Raw genomic sequence first — 23,553 nt, 5'->3', positions numbered from 1 at the left:
AGGTATCTGGCAGGCGGCGAGTTTAACAGCTTGGCCCGCCGTCGCGCATACCGCTGGATCAAAGCGCCTGCAAGCGCTCGCCCAGGCCACCTTTGTCGGCAAGCGTCAGAAACTCGTCTCCCAGCCGTTGGCTCTCGCTCATCGCGGTTTGCCAGTACTTGTTGCGGCTGGAGTCGTCACCCATGAAGCGCTTGAAGTCACTGCGATCTGGCAGTTTGCCGTGGGGCAGGCGGGCCAGGTAGTCCTTGGACGGTGCCAGCAGCAATACGTCCTGCAAGCCTTGCTGGTTACTGCGACGCCACGGCAGGCCCTTGTCGAACCAGCCGGGGATGACCCGGTCGGTGAAGTGCGGGTACAGCACGATATCGTCGCCGTGATAGGGCAGGTCGAGGTGGTAATCCAACAGGCCGCCGTCGCGGTAGGTGCCGGCGCCGGCGCCGGGCAAGTCGCGCACGCCTTGCATCACCATCGGGATCGAGCCCGACGCCAACAGCGCCTGGCGCAGGTTGCCCAGGTCCAGGTCGAGGAACCGCGAGGGGAAATCCTTCAGCGCATGCACCGGCGGCGCCTGGCGCGGGTCGTGGATGATCAGCCGCTCGAAGTGCCGCGACAGCCGCGCACGGCCGCGCAGGTTATCGGCGATCACCGATGACAGGCCCAGCCCGAGGCGCCCCCGATGGTCATCGGCGAGCAGGCCGTGGCTCTTGACCACCATGATGTTCAGGCGGTAGTCGGGGTTGTCCAGCACCCGCGCATCGCGGCCGGCCAGTAGGTCGTCGAGCATGCGCTGGCAGCTCTGGCTGACCTCGGCCATGGTCACGCCCTTGGCAAAACGCTGCTCGTTATACAGGCGGCCGAGATCGAGCAAACCCTGCACGGGGTCGGGCAGGCAGGCGCTGGCAAACCGCCAGGAGCCGATGGAGGCGCCGATCAGCGCGCGCTCCCGAGGTGCGCGGGGCAGCCAATCGCCGAACAGCGCCAGGTCCAGGCCCTGGATACCCAATGCCTTGGGGCCACCCGCCGCACCAGGGAGAATGCCGACGTCGGCGGGCTGCAGGCCCTGTTCACGAATACGCGTGAAGGCGCGTTTGCCGGCCTTGAGGGTCAGGGCAGGAAATTTGATGTGGATGGCTGTCATACCGGTCTCTGTTGAAGCGAGCAGGGCAGTATAGGAAATCTCGCCCTTTGAGGGGGGAAGCGCGCTGTAGGTAATTGCCATGGTGGCAATTCAGTTTCAATTAAGTTGTGACAGGTACGGTTGCCGCTGTAGGAAAAATATCCTGACACGGAGACTCCTCATGAAGCGCCTTACAGCGCTGGTCACCGCCGGTATGATTGCCTCCGCAGCGCCCTATGCCTGCGCAGTGGACCCCGACAAACCGCTGAAATTACCCGGCACTGTTACAATTGTCGCCTTTGATCAGCTGGAATCCACAGCCTTGGCCCTGCACCCCGGCTCGACCTTGCTGGACACCGACCTGGACGAGGAATACGGCAAGTATCTCTACCAAGTCGAATTGCAGGATGCCAACGGCATCGAGTGGGACGTTGAATTGGACGCGCTCACCGGGCAGGTTCTCAAGAATCATCAGGAAACGTAATGAAGGTAAATTTATCCGCCAGCAGTCGAGTGGCGCTGGTTCTCCTGGTTTTTTGCTCAAGTCTGGCGGCACGCGATCTTGATCAGGATGAAGCCTTGGCACTGCGCCAGCAGGGTGTGATCCTGCCATTGGAAGCGCTGTTGCAACAAGCCATGGAGCGCCATCCTGGCTCCCGCCTGCTGGAGGCTGAGCTGGAGAAAAAGCACGGCAAGTACGCTTATGAAGTGGAACTGGTCACTGCCGAGGGCGTGGTACGCGAGATCAAGTTGGACGCATCCACGGGTGTGCTGATCAAAGACGAGGAAGACTGATGCGCCTGCTTCTCGTGGAAGACAACGTACCGCTGGCCGATGAACTGTTGGCTGGCCTGCAGCGCCAGGGCTACGCCGTGGACTGGCTGGCCGACGGACGTGACGCCGCGTACCAGGGGCGCAGCGAGCCCTATGACTTGATCATCCTCGACCTTGGCCTGCCGGGCTTGCCAGGGCTTGAAGTGCTGGCCCAGTGGCGCGCCGCCGCGCTGGCCACGCCGGTGCTGATCCTTACCGCTCGTGATTCCTGGTCCGAGCGCATCGAAGGGCTCAAGGCCGGTGCCGACGATTACCTGAGCAAACCCTTTCACCCCGAAGAGCTGTACTTGCGCATTCAGGCGCTGTTGCGCCGTTCCCATGGGCGGGCCAACCAACCGACCTTGCAGACTGCCGGCCTGCACCTGGACGAAGGGCGTCAGTGCGTGCTGCGCGATGGCGCGGAGATCTCGCTGACCGCCGCCGAATTTCGCCTGTTGCGCTACTTCATGTTGCACCCCGAGCAGATCCTGTCGAAAAGCCACTTGGCCGAGCATTTGTATGACGGCGAAACCGAGCGCGACTCCAATGTGCTGGAAGTCCACGTCAACCACCTGCGGCGCAAACTGGGCCGCAGCGTGATTGAAACCCGACGTGGCCAGGGTTACCGGTTTGGCGTCAACCCGGCATGAAGTCGATTCAACGGCGCCTGAGCCTGGGCCTGATCAGCGTGATGGTGATTGTCGGCGTGGCATTGGCGCAAACCAGCTTGTGGTTGTTCGAGGCCGGTTTGCAACGCTACCTGGAGGCAGGACTGCGCAATGACAGCGAGAGCCTGCTGGTGGCACTGGTACGTGGCCCCGACGGTTTGCAACTGCATGAGAAGCGGTTGTCGCCGGCATATCAGCGACCGTTTTCCGGGCACTATTTCCGCATTGATTTCGCCGATAACCACTGGCGCTCCCGCTCGCTGTGGGACCAGGATCTGCCGCACCTGCCCGAGGCCGGGCTCAAGAGCAACCTGCAACTGGGGCCTGAAGGCCAGCAACTGTTGGTGCTGCGTGAGGACTACAAGCGCTTCGGCCAATCTATTTCCATCAGCGTGGCCCAGGACTACACGCCGGTGCGTGAAAGCTTCCGTTTGATGCGTCAGATCGGCCTGGTGCTGGGCCTGGCGGCGCTGCTCTTGGTGCTGGTCCTGCAACGGGTCACGGTGCGTCGCGCCTTGCGCCCGCTGGAAACCGCGCGTGAACAGATCGCCCAGCTGCAACAGGGCCAGCGTTCCCAACTCGACACCCAGGTGCCGCTGGAGCTGGAGCCGCTGGTGGCGCAGATCAACCACCTGCTGGCGCATACCGAAGACAGTCTCAAACGCTCGCGCAACGCCCTAGGCAACCTTGGCCACGCCCTGAAAACCCCGTTGGCCGTGCTGCTCAGCGCGGCCTCCAGCGAGGCCCTCAAGGATCACCCCGAACTGAGCAAACTGCTGCGTGACCAGTTGGAGCAGGTGCAGCAACGCCTCAACCGTGAACTCAACCGCGCGCGGCTGGCTGGCGAAACCCTGCCGGGCGCGTTGTTCGACTGTGAAAAAGAACTGCCCGGGCTGATGGCGACGCTGAACATGATCCACGGTGAACACCTGGACCTGAGCTATCACGTGTCCCCTGGGCTGCAATTGCCTTGGGACCGTGAGGACCTGCTGGAGCTGTTGGGAAACCTGCTGGATAACGCCTGTAAATGGGCGGATGCCGAGGTGCGCCTGAGCATCAGTGAAACGGCGCAACATTACCTCTTGGCCGTTGAGGACGACGGCCCTGGCATTCCTGTCACCCAGCGTGACCAGGTGCTCAGCCGTGGTGCGCGCCTGGACGAACAGATCGATGGCCATGGCCTGGGGCTGGGGATCGTGCGTGATATCGTCGAGGTATGGGGCGGGGTGCTGCAGTTGCAGGAGAGTGAGCAAGGTGGTCTGAAAGTGCTGATCGAATTGCCCAAGCGCTGACCGCGATCAAAAAAGTGGGAGCAAGCCTGCTCCCACTTTGCAGCGCTCAGCTATTAGAAAAAGTGCCGCTCACTCACACCCGGAACTGATCCATCAACCCCTGCTGCTGATTCGCCAGGCTATTCAACGCCTGACTCACCCGCGCCGATTCATTCGCCTGCTCCGACAACGACTCGGTCACATCACGAATGGTCGCCACATTGTTGTTGATCTCCTCGGCCACTGCGCTTTGCTCTTCGGCGGCGCTGGCGATTTGCAGGTTCATGTCGCTGATCACCGTGACCGCATCCCCGATCTGGCGCAGGGCGGTCACCGCCTCGCCGACCTGCTCGACGCTGCCTTGGGCCTGGCGATAGCTGTTACCCATGGAGCCCACCACTTCTTCGGTGCCGCTTTGCAATTGCTCGATCACCAGGCGGGTTTCTTCCACCGATTCCTGGGTGCGTCGTGCCAGATTGCGAACTTCGTCGGCAACGACGGCAAACCCACGACCGGCCTCACCGGCGCGGGCGGCTTCGATGGCGGCGTTCAGCGCCAGCAGGTTGGTTTGCTCGGCGATGCCGCGAATCACTTCCAGTACCGAGCCGATCTTCTCGCTGTTGGCAGCGAGCCCTTCGACCTGGGTCATGGCGGTGCTCATATCGGCTGCCAAGTGCCCGATATTGGTGGTGGTACGGTCGATCACAGTCAGCCCGTCGCGGGTGGCCTGGTCGGCATCGCGGGCAGCTTGTGCAGCCTGGGCGGCGCTGCGTGCAACGTCCTGGGCGGTGGCGCTCATTTCGTGGGACGCGGTGGCCACCTGGTCGACCTGGCGGTACTGCTGCTCCATGCCGGCACTGGTTTCGGTCGCAATCGCGGCGGATTGGTCAGCGGTACCACGGGCGTCCTGCACCGAACGTTTCACCTCGGCAATAATCGGTTGCAACTTGTCGAGGAAGCGGTTGAACCAGCCGGCCAATTGGCCCAGTTCATCTTTTTTGTCGTAGGCCAGGCGGCGGGTCAGGTCGCCTTCGCCGCTGGCGATGTCTTCCAGCATGTGCGCCACGCCGAGGATCGGCCGGGTCACACTGCGGGCCATCAACCACACCAGAATCAAGCCGAGCACGGCCGCGAACAGACCCAGGCCCAGTTCCAGCAGAGTGCCCTTGGCATTGTCGGCGTCCAGTTGGGTTTTGAGCGCCTCGGCAGGTGCCACCAGCACTTTCTCCGGTACATCCAGCAACACGCCCCATGGCTTGCCATCCGGGATTGGCGCGAACGGCGCCAGTACCTTGAGTTGATGGTCGGTGCGCAGGCTGCGGATCTGCGTGCTGCTGGCCAGGGCGCTGATCAGTTGCGCGCCGTTGGCGCTGTCGACCTGGTCCAGGCGTTGGCTGAGCTTGCTTGCGTCCGGGCTGTAGCCGGCAAGCAAACCGGTAGGGCTGAGGATGCTGACCTGGGTCTGGCCGTCATACAGCTTGTGGCTGGCCTGTTGGCTGACCGCCTGCAGGCTGTTGAGGTTGATGTCCACGGACAGCGAGGCAATCACTTTGCCTTTGACCGTCAGCGGGAACACGATGCTGGTCATCAGCACGTTTTGCCCGTTGATCACGTAGAAGTACGGTTCGATCACACACGGCTTGAGGGTGGTACGCGGGCAAGTGAACCAGGCATTGGCCTTTTCACCGCTGGGGCCCACGCTGGTGTCGGACATGTCGCTTTCCGGCAGTGCCATCGACTCCAGTTTGCCCGGGGTCGGCTGTGACCAGTAGAGCGCGAAGCGGCCCTTGTCGTTGCTGCCCAGCTCCGCCTGGTTGGCGAACAGTTCATCCTTGCCGTCCAGGGCATTCGCTTCGAATACCAGCGACAAACCCAGCAAATCAGGGTTGGCCTGCAGCGCAGCCTTGACCTGACGGGTCAGGTCTTCGCGGGTGTCGAAGGCGTCGAGGAAGCGTTTTTCGGCCTGCTCGCGCAAAAACAGCACTTGCCGGGAAAAACCGTGACCGTACTGATAGGCGTCCATGAACTGGCGACGAATGCCCAGTGCCTGCACTTCACCCTGGGCCTCGATGCGCGATTGGGCGGCTTCGTCGAGCATCTGCATGCTGGACGCCTTGACCTGTTCCGAACTCTGCTCCATGCGATAGAGCGACAGACCCACCAGCAGGGTCACGATTCCCAGCAGGCAAAGGCCGGCGAGCAGGGTGATTTTCCATTGAATGGACAGCTGTCTGAGGGACATCGAGGAGCATCCTTAACCTGAAAACACAGAGAATCAGGTTATCGGCCGATTTTTTTGGATCTTTATTATTTAAACGTTCAATTGAAAGCTAAAAGCGGCGCCGTTTTTTGACATGCGGCCCCGCCTGCTGCAAAGTGCGCGCCCTCTAATAAGACCTCCTTCAAGCCTGCACGCTGGCAGCCATCTGTGGCCGCCTGGGCGCGGGCATGCCTGTTTTTTATGTTTCTGCTTGAGGTAACCATGATTAACGCAGTCATTGCCGCGGTCGGCACCATGCTGGTGCTCAGCTTGTCCCGCGTGCATGTGGTCATTGCCATCATTGTCGGCGCCCTGGTGGGTGGCCTCACCGGTGGCCTGGGCATCGACGCCACGCTCAAAGCCTTTAATGGCGGGTTGGGCGGCGGTGCAACCGTGGCCTTGTCCTACGCCTTGTTGGGAGCTTTCGCGGTGGCAATTGCCAAGTCAGGCCTGGCCCATGCCTTGGCCGACAAAGCGCTGATGCTGGTGGACCGCCAGGAAGCGACCGGTGGCAGCCACGTCAAATGGCTGCTGATCGGCCTGCTGTGGGTGGTGGCGATTGCCTCGCAGAACATCCTGCCGATTCATATCGCATTTATTCCGCTGCTGGTGCCGCCCCTGCTGTACGTGTTGACCAAGCTGCAACTGGACCGCCGCCTCATCGCCTGTGTAATGACTTTTGGCCTGATCACGCCGTATATGTTCTTGCCGGTGGGCTTCGGCAATATCTTCCTCAACCAGATCCTGCTGGCCAACGTGGCCAAGAGCGGCGTGGATATCAGCCAGGTCAACGTCACTCACGCCATGAGCTTGCCGGCCCTCGGCATGGTCGTGGGCCTGCTGGTGGCGGTGTTCGTCAGCTACCGCAAGAAGCGCGTGTATGACTTGGAGAAAATCGAGCGGGTCGAGCAAGTGGCGGTGCAGTACAACCCGCTGACCCTGCTGGTGGCCGGCCTGGCTATTGCCTCGGCGTTCATCATCCAGCTGTGGTTGGACTCGATGATCATCGGTGCCTTGGCCGGGTTCCTGATCTTCTCGGTGTCGGGCATCGTGCGTTGGAGCGACACCGACGACCTGTTCACCGAAGGCATGAAGATGATGGCCATGATCGGCTTCATCATGATCGCCTCGTCGGGCTTTGCCGAAGTGCTCAAGGCCACCGGCGACGTGCGTTCGCTGGTGGAAGCCTCGGCGGCATTCATCGGCCATAGCCGCGGCGTCGGCGCATTGCTGATGCTGCTGGTGGGCTTGTTGGTGACCATGGGCATTGGTTCGTCGTTTTCCACCGTGCCAATTCTTGCCGCGATTTTCGTGCCGCTGTGTGTGCAGCTTGGGTTCAGCCCGGTGGCCATTGTGTGCATCGTCGGCACCGCGGGCGCGTTGGGTGATGCGGGTTCGCCTGCGTCGGACTCCACCCTTGGCCCCACCTCCGGCCTGAACATCGACGGCCAGCACCATCATATCTGGGACACCGTGGTGCCGACCTTCCTGCACTACAACATCCCGCTCCTGGCCTTCGGCTGGCTGGCGGCCATGACCCTCTGACCGTTGTTTGTAGTGAGCGGGCTTGCCCCGCGCGGCATTTTGTCAGGAGACCTTAGGGCGCCTGGTACATCGCCGCGCGGGGCAAGCCCGCTCACTACAGAAACTCTCTGCGCGGCCGTTAACCTCTTAAGTCGCCACTAATAAGAGAGAAAAGCCATGCGTCTGAGCCTGAAGGCCAAAGTCCTGTCCCTGGCCATTGTGCCGGTGTTGCTGTTTGCCGTGGTGATCAGCCTGACCACCGTGTGGATTCTCCAGGGCCAGGCGCGCAACGAGGTGGAGGAAACCCGCCAGCGCCTGCTCAACGACGCCAAGGCCACCTTGCAAAGTTATGTGGAAGTGGCCATGAGCACCATCAAGCCGCTCTACGACGCGGCAGCCCCCGGAGATACCGCCGCGCGGGCCCAGGTGGTCAAGCTGCTGTCCAACACCAGCTATGGCAAGGACGGCTACTTCTTTGGCTACGACTCCGAGACCATCCGCCTGTTCAAGGGCAACAGCCCAGACGGCGTAGGCAAGAGCTTCAAGGACAACCGCGACCCCAACGGTGTGTACGTCAACCGCGACTTGGTCAAGGTCGGCAAGGACGGCACCCACTACCTGCAATACAGCTCCACCCAGCCGGGGCAGACCGAACTGGTGCCCAAGCTCGGCTACACCGAATACCTGCCCAAATGGGACATGGTCATTGGTACGTCGGTGAACCTGGACGGCATCGAAGCCCAGGTAGCGGTGGTTGAAGCCAAAGTCAAAACACGCATGGAAGGCGTCTTGCTGAGCATCCTCGGGGTGGCCGTGGTGGTGTTGCTGGTGATCGCCGCGGTGGGCCTGCTGGTGGCGAATACCATCTTGCGTCCGCTGAACCTGATGAAAGCCAACCTCGACGACATCGCCGCCGGTGAAGGCGACCTGACCCGCCGTCTGGCGATCACCAGCCAGGATGAACTGGGCGATCTTGCCGGCGCATTCAACCGTTTTGTCGACAAGATTCACGGCCTGGTGCGCCAGATCACCGAAATGACCTCGCAACTCACCGGCCTGGTGAGCCAAGTGTCGGAGCAGGCCCAGCGCTCCGAGCAGGCCATGGAACGCCAGCGCCACGAGACCGACCAGGTCGCCACCGCGATCAACCAGATGTCGTCCGCCGCCCACGAAGTGGCGCGCAGTGCCCAAGGCGCCGCCGTCGCGGCGCAACAGACCGACGCCGAAGGCCAGGCCGCCAAGCGCGTGGTGGACGGCAGCATCGTGCAGATCCACGCATTGGTGAACGATATCCGCAGCAGCGGCGTGTCCCTCGACAGCCTTCAGCAAGACGTGTCCTCGATTGTCAGCGTGCTCGGCGTGATCCGCTCCATCGCCGAGCAGACCAACTTGCTGGCCCTCAATGCGGCGATCGAGGCCGCGCGGGCAGGGGAGGCTGGGCGTGGTTTTGCGGTGGTGGCCGATGAAGTCCGTGCGCTGGCCAGCCGCACCCAGACCAGCACCCAGGAAATCCAGGGCATGATCGACCGCCTGCAAAAAGGCACCGAGGCCGCCGTGGACGCCATGCGCCGCTCCAGCGATGCCGGTGACGGCACCTCGGCCCAGGCCAACGAAGCCGGGGCATCGCTGGACACCATGGCCCAGTTGATCGGCACCATCAACTCGATGAACGCGCAGATCGCCAGCGCTGCCGAAGAGCAGACCGCCGTGGCCGAAGAGATCAACCGCAGCGTGCATCAGATCGCCGTGGCGGTGGACAGTGTGGCCGACGAAACCCAACTGGGCGCCCAGACCTCACGCAGCCTGGCGGAGCTGGGCCAGCGGCTGGGGCAGTTGGTTGGCCAGTTCAGGATCTAACCTGCGTGGCGAGGACGCTTGCTCCGGTTCGACAGCTTCAGACGTCACGCATCAACAAACCGAAGTTTAAATCCATCTCGGTCGGGAGCGGCACATACACCGTGTGCCCATCCCCCGGCGCCACCTCGATGGCTTCGCCCTTGGCGCTGTACAAACTGGCCAGGTCAAAGTGGAAATTACCGGCGGGGGTCATCAATTCCAGATGATTGCCCACCGTAAAGCGGTTCTTCACCTTGACCTCGGCCAGTTCACCGCGACGCTCGCCGGTCAACTCACCGACAAACTGCTGGCGCTCCGACACTGAGCTGCCGTTCTGGTAGTTCTGGTATTCGTCGTGCACGTGGCGGCGCAGGAAACCTTCGGTGTAGCCGCGTTGCGCCAGGGATTCGAGATGGGTCATCAGGTTGCGGTCAAACGCGCGACCGGCCACCGCATCATCAATCGCCTGGCGATACACCTGCGTAGTGCGTGCGCAGTAGAAGTGGGATTTGGTACGACCTTCGATCTTCAGCGAATGCACGCCCATCTGGCTCAGGCGCTCCACGTGCTGCACCGCGCGCAGGTCCTTGGCGTTCATGATGTAGGTGCCGTGCTCGTCTTCGAAGGCAGGCATTTGCTCATCGGGACGGTTGGCTTCCTGCAGCAGGAACACCTGGTCGGTCGGCGCGCCAATCCCCAGGGTTGGCGTGTATTCCTGGACGATATCGCCAGTGGCGTTTTCCACTGCAGGCGTGGCCTGATATTTCCAGCGGCACGCATTGGTGCAGCTGCCTTGGTTGGCGTCGCGCTTGTTCATGTAGCCCGAGAGCAGGCAGCGCCCGGAATAGGCCATGCACAAGGCGCCGTGCACAAACACCTCCAGCTCCATGGCCGGTACTTGCTGGCGGATCTCGCCGATCTCTTCCAGCGACAGTTCCCGCGACAGGATCACCCGGCAGATGCCTTGTTGCTGCCAAAACTCCACGCTGGCCCAGTTCACCGTGTTGGCCTGCACCGACAAGTGAATCGGCATCTGCGGGAAGTGTCGGCGTACCAGCATGATCAACCCAGGGTCGGACATGATCAGTGCATCCGGGCCCATGGCGATCACGGGGGCCAAGTCCTTGAGGAAGGTCTTCAACTTGGCGTTGTGGGGCGCGATGTTGACCACTACGTAGAAGCGCTTGCCCTGGGCATGGGCTTCGTCGATGCCGAGGGCCAGGTTGGCGTGGTCGAACTCATTGTTGCGCACCCGCAGGCTATAGCGCGGTTGGCCGGCGTAGACCGCATCGGCGCCATAGGCAAAGGCGTAGCGCATGTTTTTCAGGGTGCCGGCGGGGGCGAGCAGTTCGGGGGCAAGGATGGGAGGCATGGGCACGGACCGCAAAAAAGGCGCGAGGGTAGACGAGGCACGCGGGCGGTTTATTGATCCAGATCGTTCTTTGGGCTTTTTGTATTGCTGTGTATCGGTGGGCGGTTTTTGACATAGGTGCGATACCTCCAGTGTTTCCAATAAGCGCCTCCCTATCGATAAGGTAAACACCATGCGTCCTATCGCACTCCTGATCGCCGGCCTGCTGCTGATGGTCGCATTGGCCTGCAGCCTGATGGTCAGCCCTGAAACCAAGGCTGATGCCACAACCGGCAATACGCTGGGCCCCATGCCGTCGTTGGCGGGGGCGGTTGAATGGCTCAACTCTCCGCCACTGACCGGCGAGGTACTCAGAGGCAAAGTAGTACTGGTGGATTTCTGGACCTACGACTGCGTCAACTGCCGGCGCACCTTGCCGTACGTAAAGGCCTGGGCGGAGAAGTACGAAAAGGATGGCCTGGTGGTAGTCGGCGTGCACACGCCGGAATACGCCTACGAGCACATCACCGCTAACGTCAGGGAGCAGGTGCGCAAGCTGGGGATCACTTACCCCGTGGCCATCGACAACAACTATGCGATCTGGCGTCACTTCGATAACCAGTACTGGCCCGCCCACTACCTGGTCGATGCCAAGGGGCAGGTGCGTTACACGCACTTTGGCGAAGGCCGTTATGACGAACAAGAGCGGGTGATTCAGGCGTTGCTAAGCGAGGCCAAGGCGCAGGAATGATATGGCCCAAACGTGTTGGATAAATAAGGGCACTCCCAGGTTTCTGCGCGGACTAAGCAACAAGGCCTACGCTGGTCTGCTGCTTTTCTGACATGGACCGGACATGAATCAAACCAACCTGCAATTCAAGACCCTACTGCTGCTACTGGTGCTGGTGACCATCGCCTTTATCTGGATATTGCTGCCGTTCTATGGCGCGGTGTTCTGGGCGGTGATCCTGGGCATCATCTTTGCGCCAATGCAGCGACGCCTGCAGTTGCGGACGGGCTGGAACCGCAACCTCACGTCGCTGACCACCTTGGCCGCCTGCCTGGTGATAGCGATTTTGCCGGTGATCATCACCAGCGCCCTGTTGGTGCAGGAGGGGGCAACGCTCTACAAGAACGTCGAAAGCGGCAAGTTGGACGTGGCGGGGTATATCGAGCAGTTCAAGAACGTGTTGCCGCCGTACTTCCAGCACCTGCTGGACCGCTTTGGCATGGGCAACCTGGAAGGCTTGCGGGAGAAGATCGTCAAGAGTGCGATGCAGGGCAGCCAGTTTTTTGCGTCCCAGGCGTTCAGCTTTGGCCAGGGTACGTTTGATTTCCTGGTGAGCTTTTTCATCATGCTGTATTTGCTGTTTTTCCTGCTGCGCGACGGCCCGGAGCTGGTGCGCAAGGTGCGCATGGCGGTGCCGTTGGCCGAGCCGCAGAAGCGCCGGTTGCAACTCAAGTTCAATCGGGTGGTGCGTGCCACGGTCAAGGGCAACGTGCTGGTGGCCGTGACGCAAGGTGCGCTGGGTGGAGTGATCTTCTGGTTCCTGGACATTCCCAGCGCGTTGCTCTGGGCGGTGTTGATGGCGTTCTTGTCATTGCTGCCCGCAGTGGGTGCCGGGATTGTATGGGGGCCGGTGGCCGTCTACTTCCTGTTGAGCGGCTCGATCTGGCAGGGCGTGGTGCTGGGATTGTTTGGCGTGTTTGTGATTGGCCTGGTGGACAACGTGCTGCGCCCCATCCTGGTGGGTAAAGACACCAAAATGCCGGATTACCTGATTCTGATCTCGACCCTGGGCGGCCTGTCGGTATTCGGCCTGAACGGCTTTGTGATTGGGCCGCTGGTGGCGGCGTTGTTTATGTCGAGCTGGGCGCTGTTTGTCGAAAGTAAGCCGCGGGTCAAGTTGCCGTTGCCTTAGGCTTCAGGCGTGAAGCTTGAAGTTTGCGGCCTGTTGCAGCTGTTTCTCGGCGGCCGACAACGACGTGAGTGGGCCGCTGATGGCTTCGCCGTCGCGTACCAGGTACCAGCAGGCGAGCAGGCCCAGTTCCCGAAGAGGGGCGGGGACGGCGCTGCCGATGACGGACATGATGTGAACAGTGGGCATAAGTACCTCCAATCGCTATGGAGGTCACTTTATTGGGTGAAGCGCTGTAGGAAAAATCACCTGTCTCGATAGTCGACATCGACGCCAGGCGTCAGTCCACGACTTGGTCGAGCATGTTCACCACTTCTTGTTCGCTTAGCAGCCCCTTGCGTACCAGGTTTTCCGCCAGCAGCGCGAGGAACTTGGCACTGCGATGGCCTTCCAGGGCCTTGAGCTCGGTAAGCGCGCTGTAGACCTTGCTGGACGTACAAAGGCCAGCGGTGCGGTGCGGGTTTTGTGTGGGCATGGTCAGTCGTCCTTAATTGTTATTGGGTGGACAGGATCGATAGTGGAAGCGTGTTGTGACACAAACATGACAGCGCGGGCCCCGATCGAGCAAGTAGACAATGGTGTTGATGATGTGCGATTTCGCTTGGGCCATTGTCCTCATAGCGACCTTGGCAGCATAAATCAGGACTTTTCACACAAAAAAAAGGCCCCGCGTATGGGCGAGGCCTGGTTCAGACGTGTCGATTCAAATTTACCATCCGCGGCCGTAGTAGCCGTGGGGAGGGCCGTAGTAGCCACGTGGCGGCCCGTAGTACACCGGCGCCGGACGGTAATAGACCTGTTGTTGCACATACACCGGCGGCGGCGGTGCGTAGTAGACCGGCGGCGGAGCGGCATAGACCGGCTGCGGCTGGACATACACCGGTTGCTGCACGTAGACCTCACGGGGTTGGCTGGCAACCACGGAGCCCACTACGGCTGCGCCGACTAAAGCACCCAATACGGCCGGGCCACCCCAACCACCACCGTGGGCGGAGGCTTGGCCTGCCATAGCGAGTGCGCCAACAAGCAAGGCGATCTTGGGGATTGTACGAATCATGGTCATTCCTCGGTTAGCCCCTGCGCTTGTGGTCTGCAATCAATAGACTCAAGGATTGTCGCGGGGATACTTTTAAGACAACGTATTTCTGAAAAACAGCACGGCCGATAGGTAAAGGTTGTGTAAGGTCTGTACCGATTTGCTTACTTCAAGGAGTTACCCATGCAGATGCACCCCAACAAAGACACCCAACTGTGCATGTCATTGTCGGCGCGTCCTGGAAATTTTGGCTTGCGGTTTCATAACCATCTGTACGAACAGCTGGGTCTGAACTTCTACTATAAAGCGTTCAGTAGCCAGGATTTGCCCGGCGCGATAGGTGGTATCCGCGCACTGGGCGTGCGGGGTTGCGGGGTTTCCATGCCGTTCAAGGAAGCCGCCATTGCCCTGGTGGATGAACTGGACGATTCAGTTCAAGCCATCGACTCCCTGAACACCATCGTCAATACCAACGGCCATCTGAAGGCCTACAACACTGACTACATTGCCATCGAACAACTGCTGAAAAAGCACGCAGTGCCCAAGGACTCCACCTTCGCCCTGCGCGGCAGCGGTGGCATGGCCAAGGCCGTGACCAGTGCCTTGCGTGACGGCGGCTATGCCAAGGGTGTGATCGTCGCGCGCAACGAGGCGGCCGGCCGGGCGTTGGCGCAGAACCTGGGGTATGAGTGGCATGCAGAACTGGGTGAGTTGCGCCCGCAGATGCTCATCAACGTGACGCCCATCGGCATGACCGGTGGCGCCGAGGCAGATGCGCTGGCGTTTGAGGCAGATGCCGTGGATGCGGCAGACACCGTGTTCGATGTGGTGGCGATCCCCGCCGAAACACCATTGATCGTGCGTGGGCGGGCCCAGGGCAAGCGAGTGATTACCGGGCTGGAGGTGATTGCGATCCAGGCGCTGGAGCAGTTTGTGCTTTATACCGGGGTGCGGCCAACAGATGAACAGTTCCAGGCGGCAGTGGCGTTCGCCCGGGGTTAGTGAGCGCTGGAGAACCAATGTGGGAGCGGGCTTGCCCGCGATGGCGGTGATTCGGTCACAGATACTTAACCTGTTACACCGCTATCGCAGGCAAGCCAGCTCCCACAGGTTTAACCGAGTTATGCCTGTTCCAACTGGGCCAAGCGCTCTTCCAATGCTGCAATCCGCGCTTCTAACTCCTCGATGCGCTCGGCAGAAACACCCGTCGTCCCACGCTCAACCGGGCTGCCCCGCGCCGCGATAATCGCCTCGATATCCGCTGGATCCCCCAGCGCGTGGGTATACCGGTCTTCCCGCTGACCCGCCTGGCGCGGTACCAGCACCGCCAAACCACGTGCAATCAGGCGTTCAAGCTGGTGCACCACCTGTTCTGCATCTTCAAAATCATGCATGCGCCCGCTGCGGGTCAGCAGTTCATTGACCGTCTGCGGCCCACGCAGGAAAAGCAGGCCAATCAGGATCACCTGGGCCGGCACCAGTTCCAGCGCCTTGTCCACGCGATGTTCCCAACGGTCGGCGCGGCTGCCCATCACCAGGCGGGTAAAACCCTGGCCTTCCAGCACGCGCAGGCTCTGGCCGACCTGGCCCTGGCTGAGGTTGGTCACCGGCTCGCGGCTGGTCTTCTGGTTGCAGGCCAGCACCAAGGCGTTGAGGGTCAGGGGGTAGGTTTCCGGGTTGGTCGCCTGTTTTTCGATCAGGCAGCCCAGGATGCGGATTTCCGTGCTGTTCAGGCGCGGCTCAGGGGTGTCGGTGTCGTGCTCGGCGGTCATCGCGCTTTCCCTATGCAGTGAAGTGCCTAGCGTAAGCCGGAAAAAATAAAAGACAAGCGACGGGCAGGTCTATAATCGTCGCCTGTTCAAACCGTGCCATCACCCATGAGACTGCCATGACTATTTCCCTGTACGCCGCTTCCATCCCAGTCTTCAAGCAAATGCTCACCGCCTTGAGCGATGTGCTGAACAAAGCCGAAGCCCACGCCACCGCCAAGAACATCGAGCCCAACGCGCTGCTGCAAGCACGTCTGTTCCCGGACATGTTCCAATTGGTGCGCCAGGTGCAGATCGCTGTCGACTTCGCCAAGGGTGTTTCAGCACGCCTGGCCGAGATCGAAGTGCCTAAATACGAAGACAGCGAAGTCACCTTCGCCGACCTGCAAGCCCTGATCGCCAAGGTGCTGGCCTTCGTCGACACCATCAAGCCGGAGCAAGTCGACGGCAAGGAAGGCATCGAGATCATCACCCGCCCTGGCACTCCTAAAGAGAAGCGCTTCAGCGGCCAGTCCTACCTGCTGAGCTACGGCTTGCCGCAGTTCTTCTTCCACGTCACCACCGCGTACGCGCTGTTGCGTCATAACGGTGTGGAAGTGGGCAAGCGCGACTACATGGGCGCGTTCTAAGCCTTGATACGTCAAAGCCCGGTGTGTGCCAGCAGGCGCCACCGGGCTTTTTCATGCCCTTCGTTTGAAACACTCTGTTAAGATTCGACATCCCTTTCTCATCCTTATCTGTCAGCGAACCCTCGGGTTGTCGTTGATGTTGTCGTTTCTGGAGTTTTTGATGCTGTTCCCCATTCTGCTGTTGTCGGCCGCTGGTTTTACCGTGCTGACCACAGAGTTCGTGATTGTTGGCCTGCTGCCGTCCATTGCTCGGGACTTGAATGTCAGCGTGTCCCAGGCCGGGCTGCTGGTGACCTTGTTCGCGTTTACCGTTGCGGCATTCGGGCCGTTTCTGACGGCATACTTCGCCCGTTTCCCGCGCAAACGCCTGTTTATCAGCATCCTGATTCTCTTCGGCGTGGCCAATACCGTCGCCGCGCTGGCGCCGAATATCTGGGTGATGGCCCTGGCGCGGTTGATTCCGGCCTTGGGGCTTCCGGTGTTCTGGGCCCTGGCCAGCGAGACGGCGGTGGATATCGTGGGGCCTGAATACGCCGGGCGCGCCATCGAGAAGATCGGCTTCGGTATCGTCTGCGCCACGGTGTTTGGCATTCCGGTGGGCACGTTGATTTCCGATATGTTCGGCTGGCGTACCGCGTTTGCCATCCTCGCCGTGGTGGCGCTGGCCAAGGCCGTGCTGCTGCTTATCTACTTGCCCGTGACCCAGCCGAAGAACGATGAAGTGACGTTGCGCTCGCAGTTCAAGATCCTGCGCAACCCACTGATGCAGGGCCATATCCTGCTGTCGATCCTGGTGTTCAGCGGCATGTTCACCGCTTATACCTACCTTGCGGACATCCTCGAGCGCCTGGCCGGTTTCGACGGCACGCTGGTGGGATGGTGCCTGATGGGGTTTGGTGCCGTGGGCTTGATCGGCAACTCCCTGGGTGGCCGTGCGGTGGACCGTCATCCACTGATTGCGTCCATGGTGTTTTGCGGTTTCATGATCGCGGGCATGGTGGCATTGGTGCCGGCGATTCACTCCACCATCGGCCTGGCAGCCGCAATGGCCGTGTGGGGCGTGACCCAGGCGGCGATGTTCCTGGTCAGCCATGTGCGCTTGATGAAGGCCGCGCCTCATGCGCCGGCGTTTGCCGCGTCGCTGAACATCGCCGGGGCCAACCTGGGGATCGGTTTGGGGGCGATGGTCGGCGGGCATGTGATCGACACGCTTGGCTTGGGCAGCCTGGGCTTTGCGGCGTCGGGGTTTATCTTGGTGTCGATCCTGCTGGCGTTGTGGTTGATGACTGCCAAGCAGCCGGTCGCAGCCAAGGCCTGAACCGTCAGGGCAGGGCGGTAAACAACTCGCGTCTTGCGCCTTCGGTAATCGCCACGATGCCGGGGTGCTTGACCTTGCGCTCCACCGAGATTGCGTAGAACGACTCGGTGACGGCATCGGTCTGGCCGATGAGCGCCACGCCGTACTGGCGCACCACCTCGTCGGCAATCACGCTGGGGGCGATGAAAATCCCGCTGCCGGATTGCCCGAAGGCCTGCATCAAGGCGCTGTCGTCGAACTCGCCGATAATCTTGGGTTGGATCTGCTGCTCGGCGAACCAGCGCTGCAAACGGCTGCGCACTACCGTCTCCGCCCCAGGAATCAACAGCGGCGCTCCCTGCAAACACTGTGGGAAATCGCCGCCGTATGCGTCAGCCAGTGTCTGGGTGGCGAAGAAACTGATCCCACATTCCCCAAGCTTTTGGCTGTAACCCTTGATGTCCAGATGACTGGGCATCGGGCTATCGGAAATCACCAGGTCCAGGCGCTGGATGGCCAGGTCGGCCAGCAGACGTTCGAGCTTGTCTTCACGGCAGGTGATGCGGATCGGCTCGCTCAACTCCATGGTCGGCGCGATCAAGCGGTAGACGATGGACTTGGGCACCACATCCGCCACCCCAACGCGGAACAGGATCTGCTGCTCATTGGGCTGCGCCCGCAGCATCGCCTCCAATTCATTGCCGGTCTGGAACATCTGCTCGGCATAAGGCAGCGCCCGCCGCCCGGCTTCGGTCAGCTCAAGTTGACGACCGACACGCTGAAACAGTGCGATACCAAAGGTTTGCTCAAGCAGGCTGATCTGCCCGCTGATGGTCTGTGGGGTGAGATTAAGTTGCTCACAAGCGCGCACAATGCTGCCGGTCTTGGCTACAACCCAGAAGTAATGCAGTTGGCGATAGTTGAGCATGGCAGCCGTCACTTCGTAAAAATCGAAGTATACGCGAGAAAAATACGAATTTTCCTGAACTGTTGGCTTGCATAGAATGCCTCGCTATCGCGGGGCCACTACTTGGACCCAATGGTTCTAACGAGGAATACATCATGAAACTCAATTCCCTGGGCGCGGCATCGTTGCTTGCGCTTTCATTGGTAGTGATCAGCGGTTGCGATCAGGTTGAAAAGAGCGCCCAGCAGGTGCTTGGCAAAGCGACTGAATCGGCCAAACAAGCCATTGATGACACCCACAAAGCCGCCGAACAGGCATTGAGTGAAGCAACTCAGGGGCTGATCAAGCCTGAGAAGCAGGAAGAAGAAGCCGAAAACGCTGCTGAATCCGACACCAAAGAAACCTAATATCCCAGCACTATCACGTCAGGACTGACCTATGGACTACCTTTTACAACTGGCCGCCAGCCCCACTGCCTGGGTCGCACTGGCGACCTTGATCGTCATGGAAATTGTGCTGGGGATCGATAACCTGATCTTTATCTCGATCCTCACCAACAAGTTGCCGGAGCAGCACCGGGCCAAGGCGCGACGTATCGGTATCAGCATGGCGTTGGTGCTGCGCCTGGGTCTATTGAGCACCATCGCGTTTATCGTGCAACTGACGACGCCGGTGTTCGAAGTGTTCGGCCAGGCGTTTTCGTGGAAGGACATGATCCTGATTGCGGGTGGCCTGTTCCTGGTGTGGAAGGCTACCACCGAGATCCATCACAGCATGGACCCGGAGCCCGAGGAAAAGGCCAGTGTCAGCAACACCGTGACCATCGGTTTTGCGGCGGCCATCGGGCAGATCCTGATGCTCGACCTGGTGTTTTCCATCGATAGCATCATTACCGCTGTGGGCATGACCGAGCACTTGCCGATCATGATCATTGCCGTGGTGACCTCGGTGATCGTGATGCTGGTGGCGGCCGAGCCGTTGGCCAAATTTATCAACGACAACCCGACCGTGGTGATGCTGGCCCTGGGCTTCCTGATCATGATCGGCATGACGTTGATCGCCGAAGGCTTCGGCGCCCATGTGCCTAAAGGCTATGTGTACGCGGCCATGGCGTTCTCGGCGGTGATTGAGTGCTTGAACATCGCACGACGCAACCGCCATAAACGCTTGCTCGCTGCCCGGCAGTAAGTAGTGAGCGGGCTTGTCGAATCGTCGCACCGCCCGCGCTGGGCTGCGCAGCGGCCCTAAAACCAAACGCCGCATTCTGTCAGACAGAATGCGGCGTTTTTTATTGGGGCGGCTTCGCCACCCAGCGCGGGCGGTGCGACGATTCGACAAACCCGCTCACCACAACAGGCCTACTCAGCACAAAGGGCCTGCTCGCTGCATCATCAGGAATCAGCGCTGACCTGCGTCGGCTCCGGACAAGTCTCTTCACCGTTGTTCAAGCCTTGCTTGTAATTACGGCTCAACAATGAGGCCTTGCCGTTGTGCCAGGTCAGCGTCAGCACATACAGCGTGTCGTAGTCGCTGCCGGACCAGTCGTCGGTGATGGTGTGCTTCTCACCGGAAGCTTCACTGGCCACCTTGTTGATCAACTCCGGCAGATACCCGTGGGACCACGCGGTATAGATGATGGAGTTGTGGTACTTGTCCTCCACCAGTTCATCGGCGAGGGCGCTGGTGTCATTCGCCGAAAACTTGATGTTCACCGGCAGGCCAAGCTTGATGGCGCTGGGGCTGATGGTCATCAGTGGGCGAATGTAGCTGTAGGAGTTATCGAACTCACCTTCCTCGACATTGCGCGTCGGGTTGGCGGCAAACACGAAGTTGGCCTTGCCGAATTTTTCCGGCAGCACGGTGGCCAGGTTCATTGCACGGTTGAGGCCCTGGCAATTGAGTTGGCCCAGGCCGCCGGCGGGTTTTTCACCGTGGCGCAGGAACACCAGGGTTTGCACGCCGTCCACGGGCTCGGCGCTGCTGATGCGTGACTCCAGGGTCAGCCCAATGGCGCCGCCGGCCAGCACCAGCGGCAACATGATGTATGAGTAGCGTTTCAGGCGCAGCGCAAGGCACAGAGGCTTGATTGTCATTAGTGTCGAGTCTTCGGTGCATCGGGTGAGGGCGGACACGCCCGGCCCCAGTGACGCCAAGGGCATCCTGCGGTATTCCCTGTCGATATAGCGAGGCGCCTCCATTCACCATTGAGCGCACTTAAGAGTGCACAAGGGCCTATTGGTTCGCCCTGGCGGGATATTAGTCAGTGGATATTGCGTATTGATGACCCATGCAGGACAGCGTCGGGATGACTATGATGGGGACTTTCTGCAAAGGGACTTCCCGATGAACCCACTCGCCGCGTTCCCCATCAACAGCAAATGGCCCGCCCAGCATCCCGAGCGCCTGCAACTGTACTCGTTGCCAACGCCCAACGGGGTAAAAGTCTCGATCATGCTCGAAGAACTGGGCCTGCCTTATGAAGCGCATAAGGTCAGCTTCGAGACCCAGGACCAGTTGTCCCCGGAATTCCTGTCGCTGAACCCCAACAACAAGATCCCCGCGATCATCGATCCCGACGGTCCTGGTGGCGTGCCGTTGGCACTGTTCGAATCCGGCGCGATCCTGATCTACCTGGCTGAAAAAACCAGCCAACTGCTGTCCGAAGACCCCGCCACCCGCTACGAAACCATCCAATGGTTGATGTTTCAGATGGGCGGGATTGGCCCGATGTTTGGTCAACTGGGCTTCTTCAACAAGTTCGCCGGCAAGGCCTACGAAGACAAACGCCCTCGCGACCGCTATGCCGCCGAGTCCCGGCGCCTGCTGGACGTGCTGGAAAAACGCCTGCTGGGCCGTACCTGGATCATGGGCGACGACTACAGCATCGCCGATATCGCCACCTTCCCATGGATTCGCAACCTGATCGGCTTCTACGAGTCGGGTGACCTGGTGGGCATTGCAGACTTCCCCAATGTACTGCGCGCGCTGGACGGTTTTGTCGCACGGCCGGCGGTGATCCGCGGCCTGAATATTCCGAGCTGAGCCATGCCGACTTTCGCTTTCAAACAACTGGATGTCTTCAGCAGCGTCGCGCTCAAGGGCAACCCGCTGGCCGTGGTATTAGGTGCCGACAGCCTCACCGACCAGCAAATGGCCGATTTCGCCAACTGGACCAACCTCAGCGAAACCACGTTTTTGCTGACACCACGCGATCCCCGGGCCGACTACCGGGTACGCATCTTCACCACCTTGAAGGAGCTGCCGTTCGCCGGGCACCCGACGCTGGGCAGTTGCCACGCGTGGCTGCAAGCCGGTGGTACGCCGAAGGGCGAGGAGATCATTCAAGAGTGTGAAATTGGCTTGGTTCGAGTGCGTCGACAAGGTGATGAGCTGGCCTTTATCGCGCCGCCGTTGCTGCGCTCCGGTCCGGTAGAGGCACCGTTGCTGGAACGTGTGCGCCTGGCGTTGGGCCTGAGCCCACAAGCCATCGTGCGCAGCCAGTGGGTCGACAATGGCGCGGGGTGGTTGGCACTGATGCTGGAGGATCGCGAGCAGGTGCTGGCGTTGCAACCGGACTATTCGCAATTACTCGGTTTGGCCGTCGGCGTGATTGCTCCTTGCGATCCCGTCCGTGACGATGTGGACGCACAGTTCGAGGTGCGTGCCTTTGTCGCAGGCGACGGTGCGCAAGAGGACCCGGCCACCGGCAGCTTGAATGCCGGCGTTGCCCAATGGCTGCTCGGGGAAGGCCTCGCGCCGCAGCGCTACGTGGTCAGCCAGGGCACGGCCCTGGGGCGTGCGGGGCGAATTCGCGTTGAGCGCCAGGGCGATGAAATCTGGGTCGGCGGCGCCGTCGCGCTGTGCATCGACGGGCAACTACAGCTCTAGATCAATACATTATTACCACCTGAGCAATACACTATTGGCCCTCGGCGTTTGTGTTGCCGGGGCCTCGGGGCATAAGCTTTCGCCCCAACGAATTTTGTCATCATTTCAGGACAGCCATGACCAGCCAGTTCCCCCAAGCCCGCCCACGCCGCCTGCGCCGCTCCCCGGAGCTGCGGGGTTTGTTCCAGGAAACCGAGTTCACCCTCAACGACCTGGTGCTGCCGATCTTCGTCGAAGAAGAAATCGACGACTTCGTACCGATCACCAGCATGCCGGGTGTGTTGCGCATTCCTGAGAAAAAACTGGCCGGCGAGATCGAGCGCTACGCCCGCGCCGGTATCAAGTCGGTGATGACCTTTGGCGTGTCCCACCACCTGGACGCCAGCGGCAGCGACACCTGGAAAGAACGCGGCCTGGTCTCGCGCATGTCCTCGATCATCAAGGACGCCGTGCCGGAAATGATCGTGATGTCCGACACCTGCTTCTGCGAATACACCGACCACGGCCACTGCGGCGTAATGCACGGTGCCCATGTCGATAACGACGCGACCCTGGTCAACCTCGGCAAACAAGCCGTAGCCGCCGCCCGCGCCGGTGCCGACGTGATCGCACCCTCTGCCGCGATGGACGGCCAAGTCCAAGCCATACGCCGCGCGTTGGACGATGCCGGCTTCACCCACATTCCGATCATGGCCTATTCGACCAAATTCGCCTCGGCGCTCTACGGCCCGTTCCGCGAAGCCGGCGGCAGCGCCCTCAAGGGCGACCGCAAAAGCTACCAGATGAACCCGATGAACCGCCGCGAAGCCGTGCGCGAATCGCTGCTGGACGAACAGGAAGGCGCAGACGCCCTGATGGTCAAGCCCGCCGGCGCCTACCTCGACATCATCCGCGACATCCGCGAAGCCTCGCGCCTGCCGGTGGCGGCGTATCAGGTGAGTGGCGAATACGCGATGATCAAGTTCGGGGCTCAGGCTGGGGCGATTGATGAGGATCGCGTAGTGCGGGAAACCCTCGGTTCGATCAAGCGGGCGGGGGCGGATTTGATCTTTACGTACTTTGCGATGGATTTGGCGTTGGCGGGGATCTGACACCTGCCGCAAATCTAAATGTGGGGGGCTTGCTCCAGATGGGCATGGATCCTTACACACCTTTCGAAGGCGTAGATCTAGTCTGTAGTGAGCGGGCTTGCCCCGCGCTGGGCAGCGAAGCAGCCCCAATCTGGCGCCCGGTAATTTCTGAGTAATCCCAGTTCGCGCGGCGTTGGT

At 60.8% G+C, this 23,553-nt stretch carries 24 protein-coding genes and 1 pseudogene; 16 read left to right on the top strand and 9 right to left on the bottom strand.

Features of this window, described 5'->3' with window-relative positions; all coding sequences use genetic code 11:
* Positions 1 to 58: 58 nt before the first annotated feature.
* The gene (locus CFE47_RS18325; protein ID WP_286839143.1) at positions 59 to 1,138 is read right to left on the bottom strand and encodes a patatin-like phospholipase domain-containing protein; all 1,080 of its coding nucleotides are present in this window, start codon (positions 1,136 to 1,138) and stop codon (positions 59 to 61) included.
* Between the two features lie 160 nt (positions 1,139 to 1,298).
* Here CFE47_RS18325 and CFE47_RS18320 point away from each other — a divergent pair, with 160 nt between their 5' ends.
* The 4 genes from CFE47_RS18320 to CFE47_RS18305 are packed head-to-tail and all read left to right on the top strand — an operon-like array spanning position 1,299 to position 3,890.
* Positions 1,299 to 1,601, top strand: a complete 303-nt coding sequence (locus CFE47_RS18320; RefSeq protein ID WP_286839141.1) for a PepSY domain-containing protein — start codon at positions 1,299 to 1,301, stop codon at positions 1,599 to 1,601.
* Positions 1,601 to 1,912: a PepSY domain-containing protein gene (locus CFE47_RS18315; protein ID WP_286839139.1), complete on the top strand. Its 312-nt coding sequence runs from the start codon at positions 1,601 to 1,603 to the stop codon at positions 1,910 to 1,912. The genes CFE47_RS18320 and CFE47_RS18315 overlap by 1 nt, the downstream gene beginning before the upstream one ends.
* Positions 1,912 to 2,580: a response regulator transcription factor gene (locus tag CFE47_RS18310; RefSeq protein WP_286839137.1), complete on the top strand. Its 669-nt coding sequence runs from the start codon at positions 1,912 to 1,914 to the stop codon at positions 2,578 to 2,580. Before CFE47_RS18315 ends, CFE47_RS18310 begins: the two co-directional genes overlap by 1 nt.
* Complete coding sequence (locus tag CFE47_RS18305) at positions 2,577 to 3,890, top strand: sensor histidine kinase (RefSeq protein WP_286839136.1); 1,314 nt, start codon at positions 2,577 to 2,579, stop codon at positions 3,888 to 3,890. The genes CFE47_RS18310 and CFE47_RS18305 overlap by 4 nt, the downstream gene beginning before the upstream one ends.
* A gap of 73 nt (positions 3,891 to 3,963) precedes the next feature.
* Here CFE47_RS18305 and CFE47_RS18300 read toward each other — a convergent pair whose 3' ends face one another.
* Positions 3,964 to 6,111 (bottom strand): methyl-accepting chemotaxis protein, encoded by a 2,148-nt coding sequence (locus CFE47_RS18300; protein WP_286839134.1) that lies wholly within the window; start codon positions 6,109 to 6,111, stop codon positions 3,964 to 3,966.
* Positions 6,112 to 6,354: 243 nt separating this feature from the next.
* Here CFE47_RS18300 and CFE47_RS18295 point away from each other — a divergent pair, with 243 nt between their 5' ends.
* Positions 6,355 to 7,674 (top strand): Na+/H+ antiporter family protein, encoded by a 1,320-nt coding sequence (locus CFE47_RS18295; RefSeq protein WP_185710950.1) that lies wholly within the window; start codon positions 6,355 to 6,357, stop codon positions 7,672 to 7,674.
* Between the two features lie 156 nt (positions 7,675 to 7,830).
* A complete protein-coding gene (ctpM, locus tag CFE47_RS18290) occupies positions 7,831 to 9,510 on the top strand; it encodes a methyl-accepting chemotaxis protein CtpM (RefSeq protein WP_286839132.1) in 1,680 nt (559 codons plus the stop codon).
* A 37-nt stretch (positions 9,511 to 9,547) separates the two neighbouring features.
* Here the strand turns inward: ctpM and trhP are convergent, their stop codons facing one another.
* A complete protein-coding gene (gene trhP / locus CFE47_RS18285; RefSeq protein WP_286839130.1) occupies positions 9,548 to 10,861 on the bottom strand; it encodes a prephenate-dependent tRNA uridine(34) hydroxylase TrhP in 1,314 nt (437 codons plus the stop codon).
* Between the two features lie 247 nt (positions 10,862 to 11,108).
* On the opposite strand from trhP, the pseudogene CFE47_RS18280 reads away from it, so the two are divergent.
* A pseudogene (locus CFE47_RS18280) lies at positions 11,109 to 11,591 on the top strand (thioredoxin family protein); the annotation flags it as partial.
* 103 nt (positions 11,592 to 11,694) lie between these two features.
* Positions 11,695 to 12,762 carry an AI-2E family transporter gene (locus CFE47_RS18275; RefSeq protein WP_286839128.1) on the top strand — a complete coding sequence of 356 codons (1,068 nt, stop codon included), beginning with the start codon at positions 11,695 to 11,697 and terminating at the stop codon, positions 12,760 to 12,762.
* A gap of 3 nt (positions 12,763 to 12,765) precedes the next feature.
* On the opposite strand, the gene CFE47_RS18270 is transcribed toward CFE47_RS18275, so the two are convergent.
* The 3 genes from CFE47_RS18270 to CFE47_RS18260 form a co-directional block, all read right to left on the bottom strand.
* Positions 12,766 to 12,948, bottom strand: a complete 183-nt coding sequence (locus tag CFE47_RS18270) for a hypothetical protein (RefSeq protein WP_185710934.1) — start codon at positions 12,946 to 12,948, stop codon at positions 12,766 to 12,768.
* Positions 12,949 to 13,039: 91 nt separating this feature from the next.
* Positions 13,040 to 13,234, bottom strand: coding sequence for a hypothetical protein (locus tag CFE47_RS18265; protein WP_105700004.1), 195 nt, complete (start codon positions 13,232 to 13,234; stop codon positions 13,040 to 13,042).
* 234 nt (positions 13,235 to 13,468) lie between these two features.
* Positions 13,469 to 13,822 carry a hypothetical protein gene (locus CFE47_RS18260; protein WP_012723373.1) on the bottom strand — a complete coding sequence of 118 codons (354 nt, stop codon included), beginning with the start codon at positions 13,820 to 13,822 and terminating at the stop codon, positions 13,469 to 13,471.
* 156 nt (positions 13,823 to 13,978) lie between these two features.
* On the opposite strand from CFE47_RS18260, the gene CFE47_RS18255 reads away from it, so the two are divergent.
* Positions 13,979 to 14,797: a shikimate 5-dehydrogenase gene (locus CFE47_RS18255; protein ID WP_286839122.1), complete on the top strand. Its 819-nt coding sequence runs from the start codon at positions 13,979 to 13,981 to the stop codon at positions 14,795 to 14,797.
* Positions 14,798 to 14,916: 119 nt separating this feature from the next.
* Here CFE47_RS18255 and CFE47_RS18250 read toward each other — a convergent pair whose 3' ends face one another.
* Positions 14,917 to 15,567 carry a YceH family protein gene (locus tag CFE47_RS18250; RefSeq protein ID WP_286839121.1) on the bottom strand — a complete coding sequence of 217 codons (651 nt, stop codon included), beginning with the start codon at positions 15,565 to 15,567 and terminating at the stop codon, positions 14,917 to 14,919.
* Between the two features lie 116 nt (positions 15,568 to 15,683).
* On the opposite strand from CFE47_RS18250, the gene CFE47_RS18245 reads away from it, so the two are divergent.
* Positions 15,684 to 16,193, top strand: coding sequence for a DUF1993 domain-containing protein (locus CFE47_RS18245; protein WP_286839118.1), 510 nt, complete (start codon positions 15,684 to 15,686; stop codon positions 16,191 to 16,193).
* Between the two features lie 160 nt (positions 16,194 to 16,353).
* On the top strand, positions 16,354 to 17,511 hold the full coding sequence (locus CFE47_RS18240; RefSeq protein ID WP_286839116.1) for an MFS transporter: 1,158 nt from the start codon (positions 16,354 to 16,356) through the stop codon (positions 17,509 to 17,511).
* 4 nt (positions 17,512 to 17,515) lie between these two features.
* Here CFE47_RS18240 and nhaR read toward each other — a convergent pair whose 3' ends face one another.
* Entirely contained in the window at positions 17,516 to 18,418 is a 903-nt protein-coding gene (gene nhaR / locus CFE47_RS18235; protein ID WP_286839114.1) for a transcriptional activator NhaR, read from the bottom strand.
* Between the two features lie 134 nt (positions 18,419 to 18,552).
* On the opposite strand from nhaR, the gene CFE47_RS18230 reads away from it, so the two are divergent.
* A complete protein-coding gene (locus CFE47_RS18230; RefSeq protein WP_286839112.1) occupies positions 18,553 to 18,804 on the top strand; it encodes a hypothetical protein in 252 nt (83 codons plus the stop codon).
* Positions 18,805 to 18,835: 31 nt separating this feature from the next.
* Positions 18,836 to 19,585: a TerC family protein gene (locus tag CFE47_RS18225; protein ID WP_286839110.1), complete on the top strand. Its 750-nt coding sequence runs from the start codon at positions 18,836 to 18,838 to the stop codon at positions 19,583 to 19,585.
* Between the two features lie 203 nt (positions 19,586 to 19,788).
* Here CFE47_RS18225 and CFE47_RS18220 read toward each other — a convergent pair whose 3' ends face one another.
* Positions 19,789 to 20,490 (bottom strand): histidine phosphatase family protein, encoded by a 702-nt coding sequence (locus tag CFE47_RS18220; RefSeq protein WP_286839107.1) that lies wholly within the window; start codon positions 20,488 to 20,490, stop codon positions 19,789 to 19,791.
* A 250-nt stretch (positions 20,491 to 20,740) separates the two neighbouring features.
* Here CFE47_RS18220 and CFE47_RS18215 point away from each other — a divergent pair, with 250 nt between their 5' ends.
* The 3 genes from CFE47_RS18215 to hemB all read left to right on the top strand — a co-directional run bounded on the left by CFE47_RS18215 (position 20,741) and on the right by hemB (position 23,376).
* Positions 20,741 to 21,439: a glutathione S-transferase N-terminal domain-containing protein gene (locus tag CFE47_RS18215; RefSeq protein ID WP_185710925.1), complete on the top strand. Its 699-nt coding sequence runs from the start codon at positions 20,741 to 20,743 to the stop codon at positions 21,437 to 21,439.
* 3 nt (positions 21,440 to 21,442) lie between these two features.
* Positions 21,443 to 22,285, top strand: a complete 843-nt coding sequence (locus CFE47_RS18210; protein ID WP_286839104.1) for a PhzF family phenazine biosynthesis protein — start codon at positions 21,443 to 21,445, stop codon at positions 22,283 to 22,285.
* Positions 22,286 to 22,401: 116 nt separating this feature from the next.
* Entirely contained in the window at positions 22,402 to 23,376 is a 975-nt protein-coding gene (hemB, locus tag CFE47_RS18205; RefSeq protein WP_185710923.1) for a porphobilinogen synthase, read from the top strand.
* The last annotated feature ends 177 nt before the right edge of the window (positions 23,377 to 23,553 follow it).

The organism is Pseudomonas sp. PGPPP1 (genome assembly GCF_002255865.1).
In the GTDB taxonomy this organism is placed as follows: Bacteria; Pseudomonadota; Gammaproteobacteria; order Pseudomonadales; family Pseudomonadaceae; genus Aquipseudomonas; species Aquipseudomonas cremoris.
Note: the sequence above shows the minus strand (reverse complement) of the source record. Positions and strands in the feature narration are given on the sequence as shown.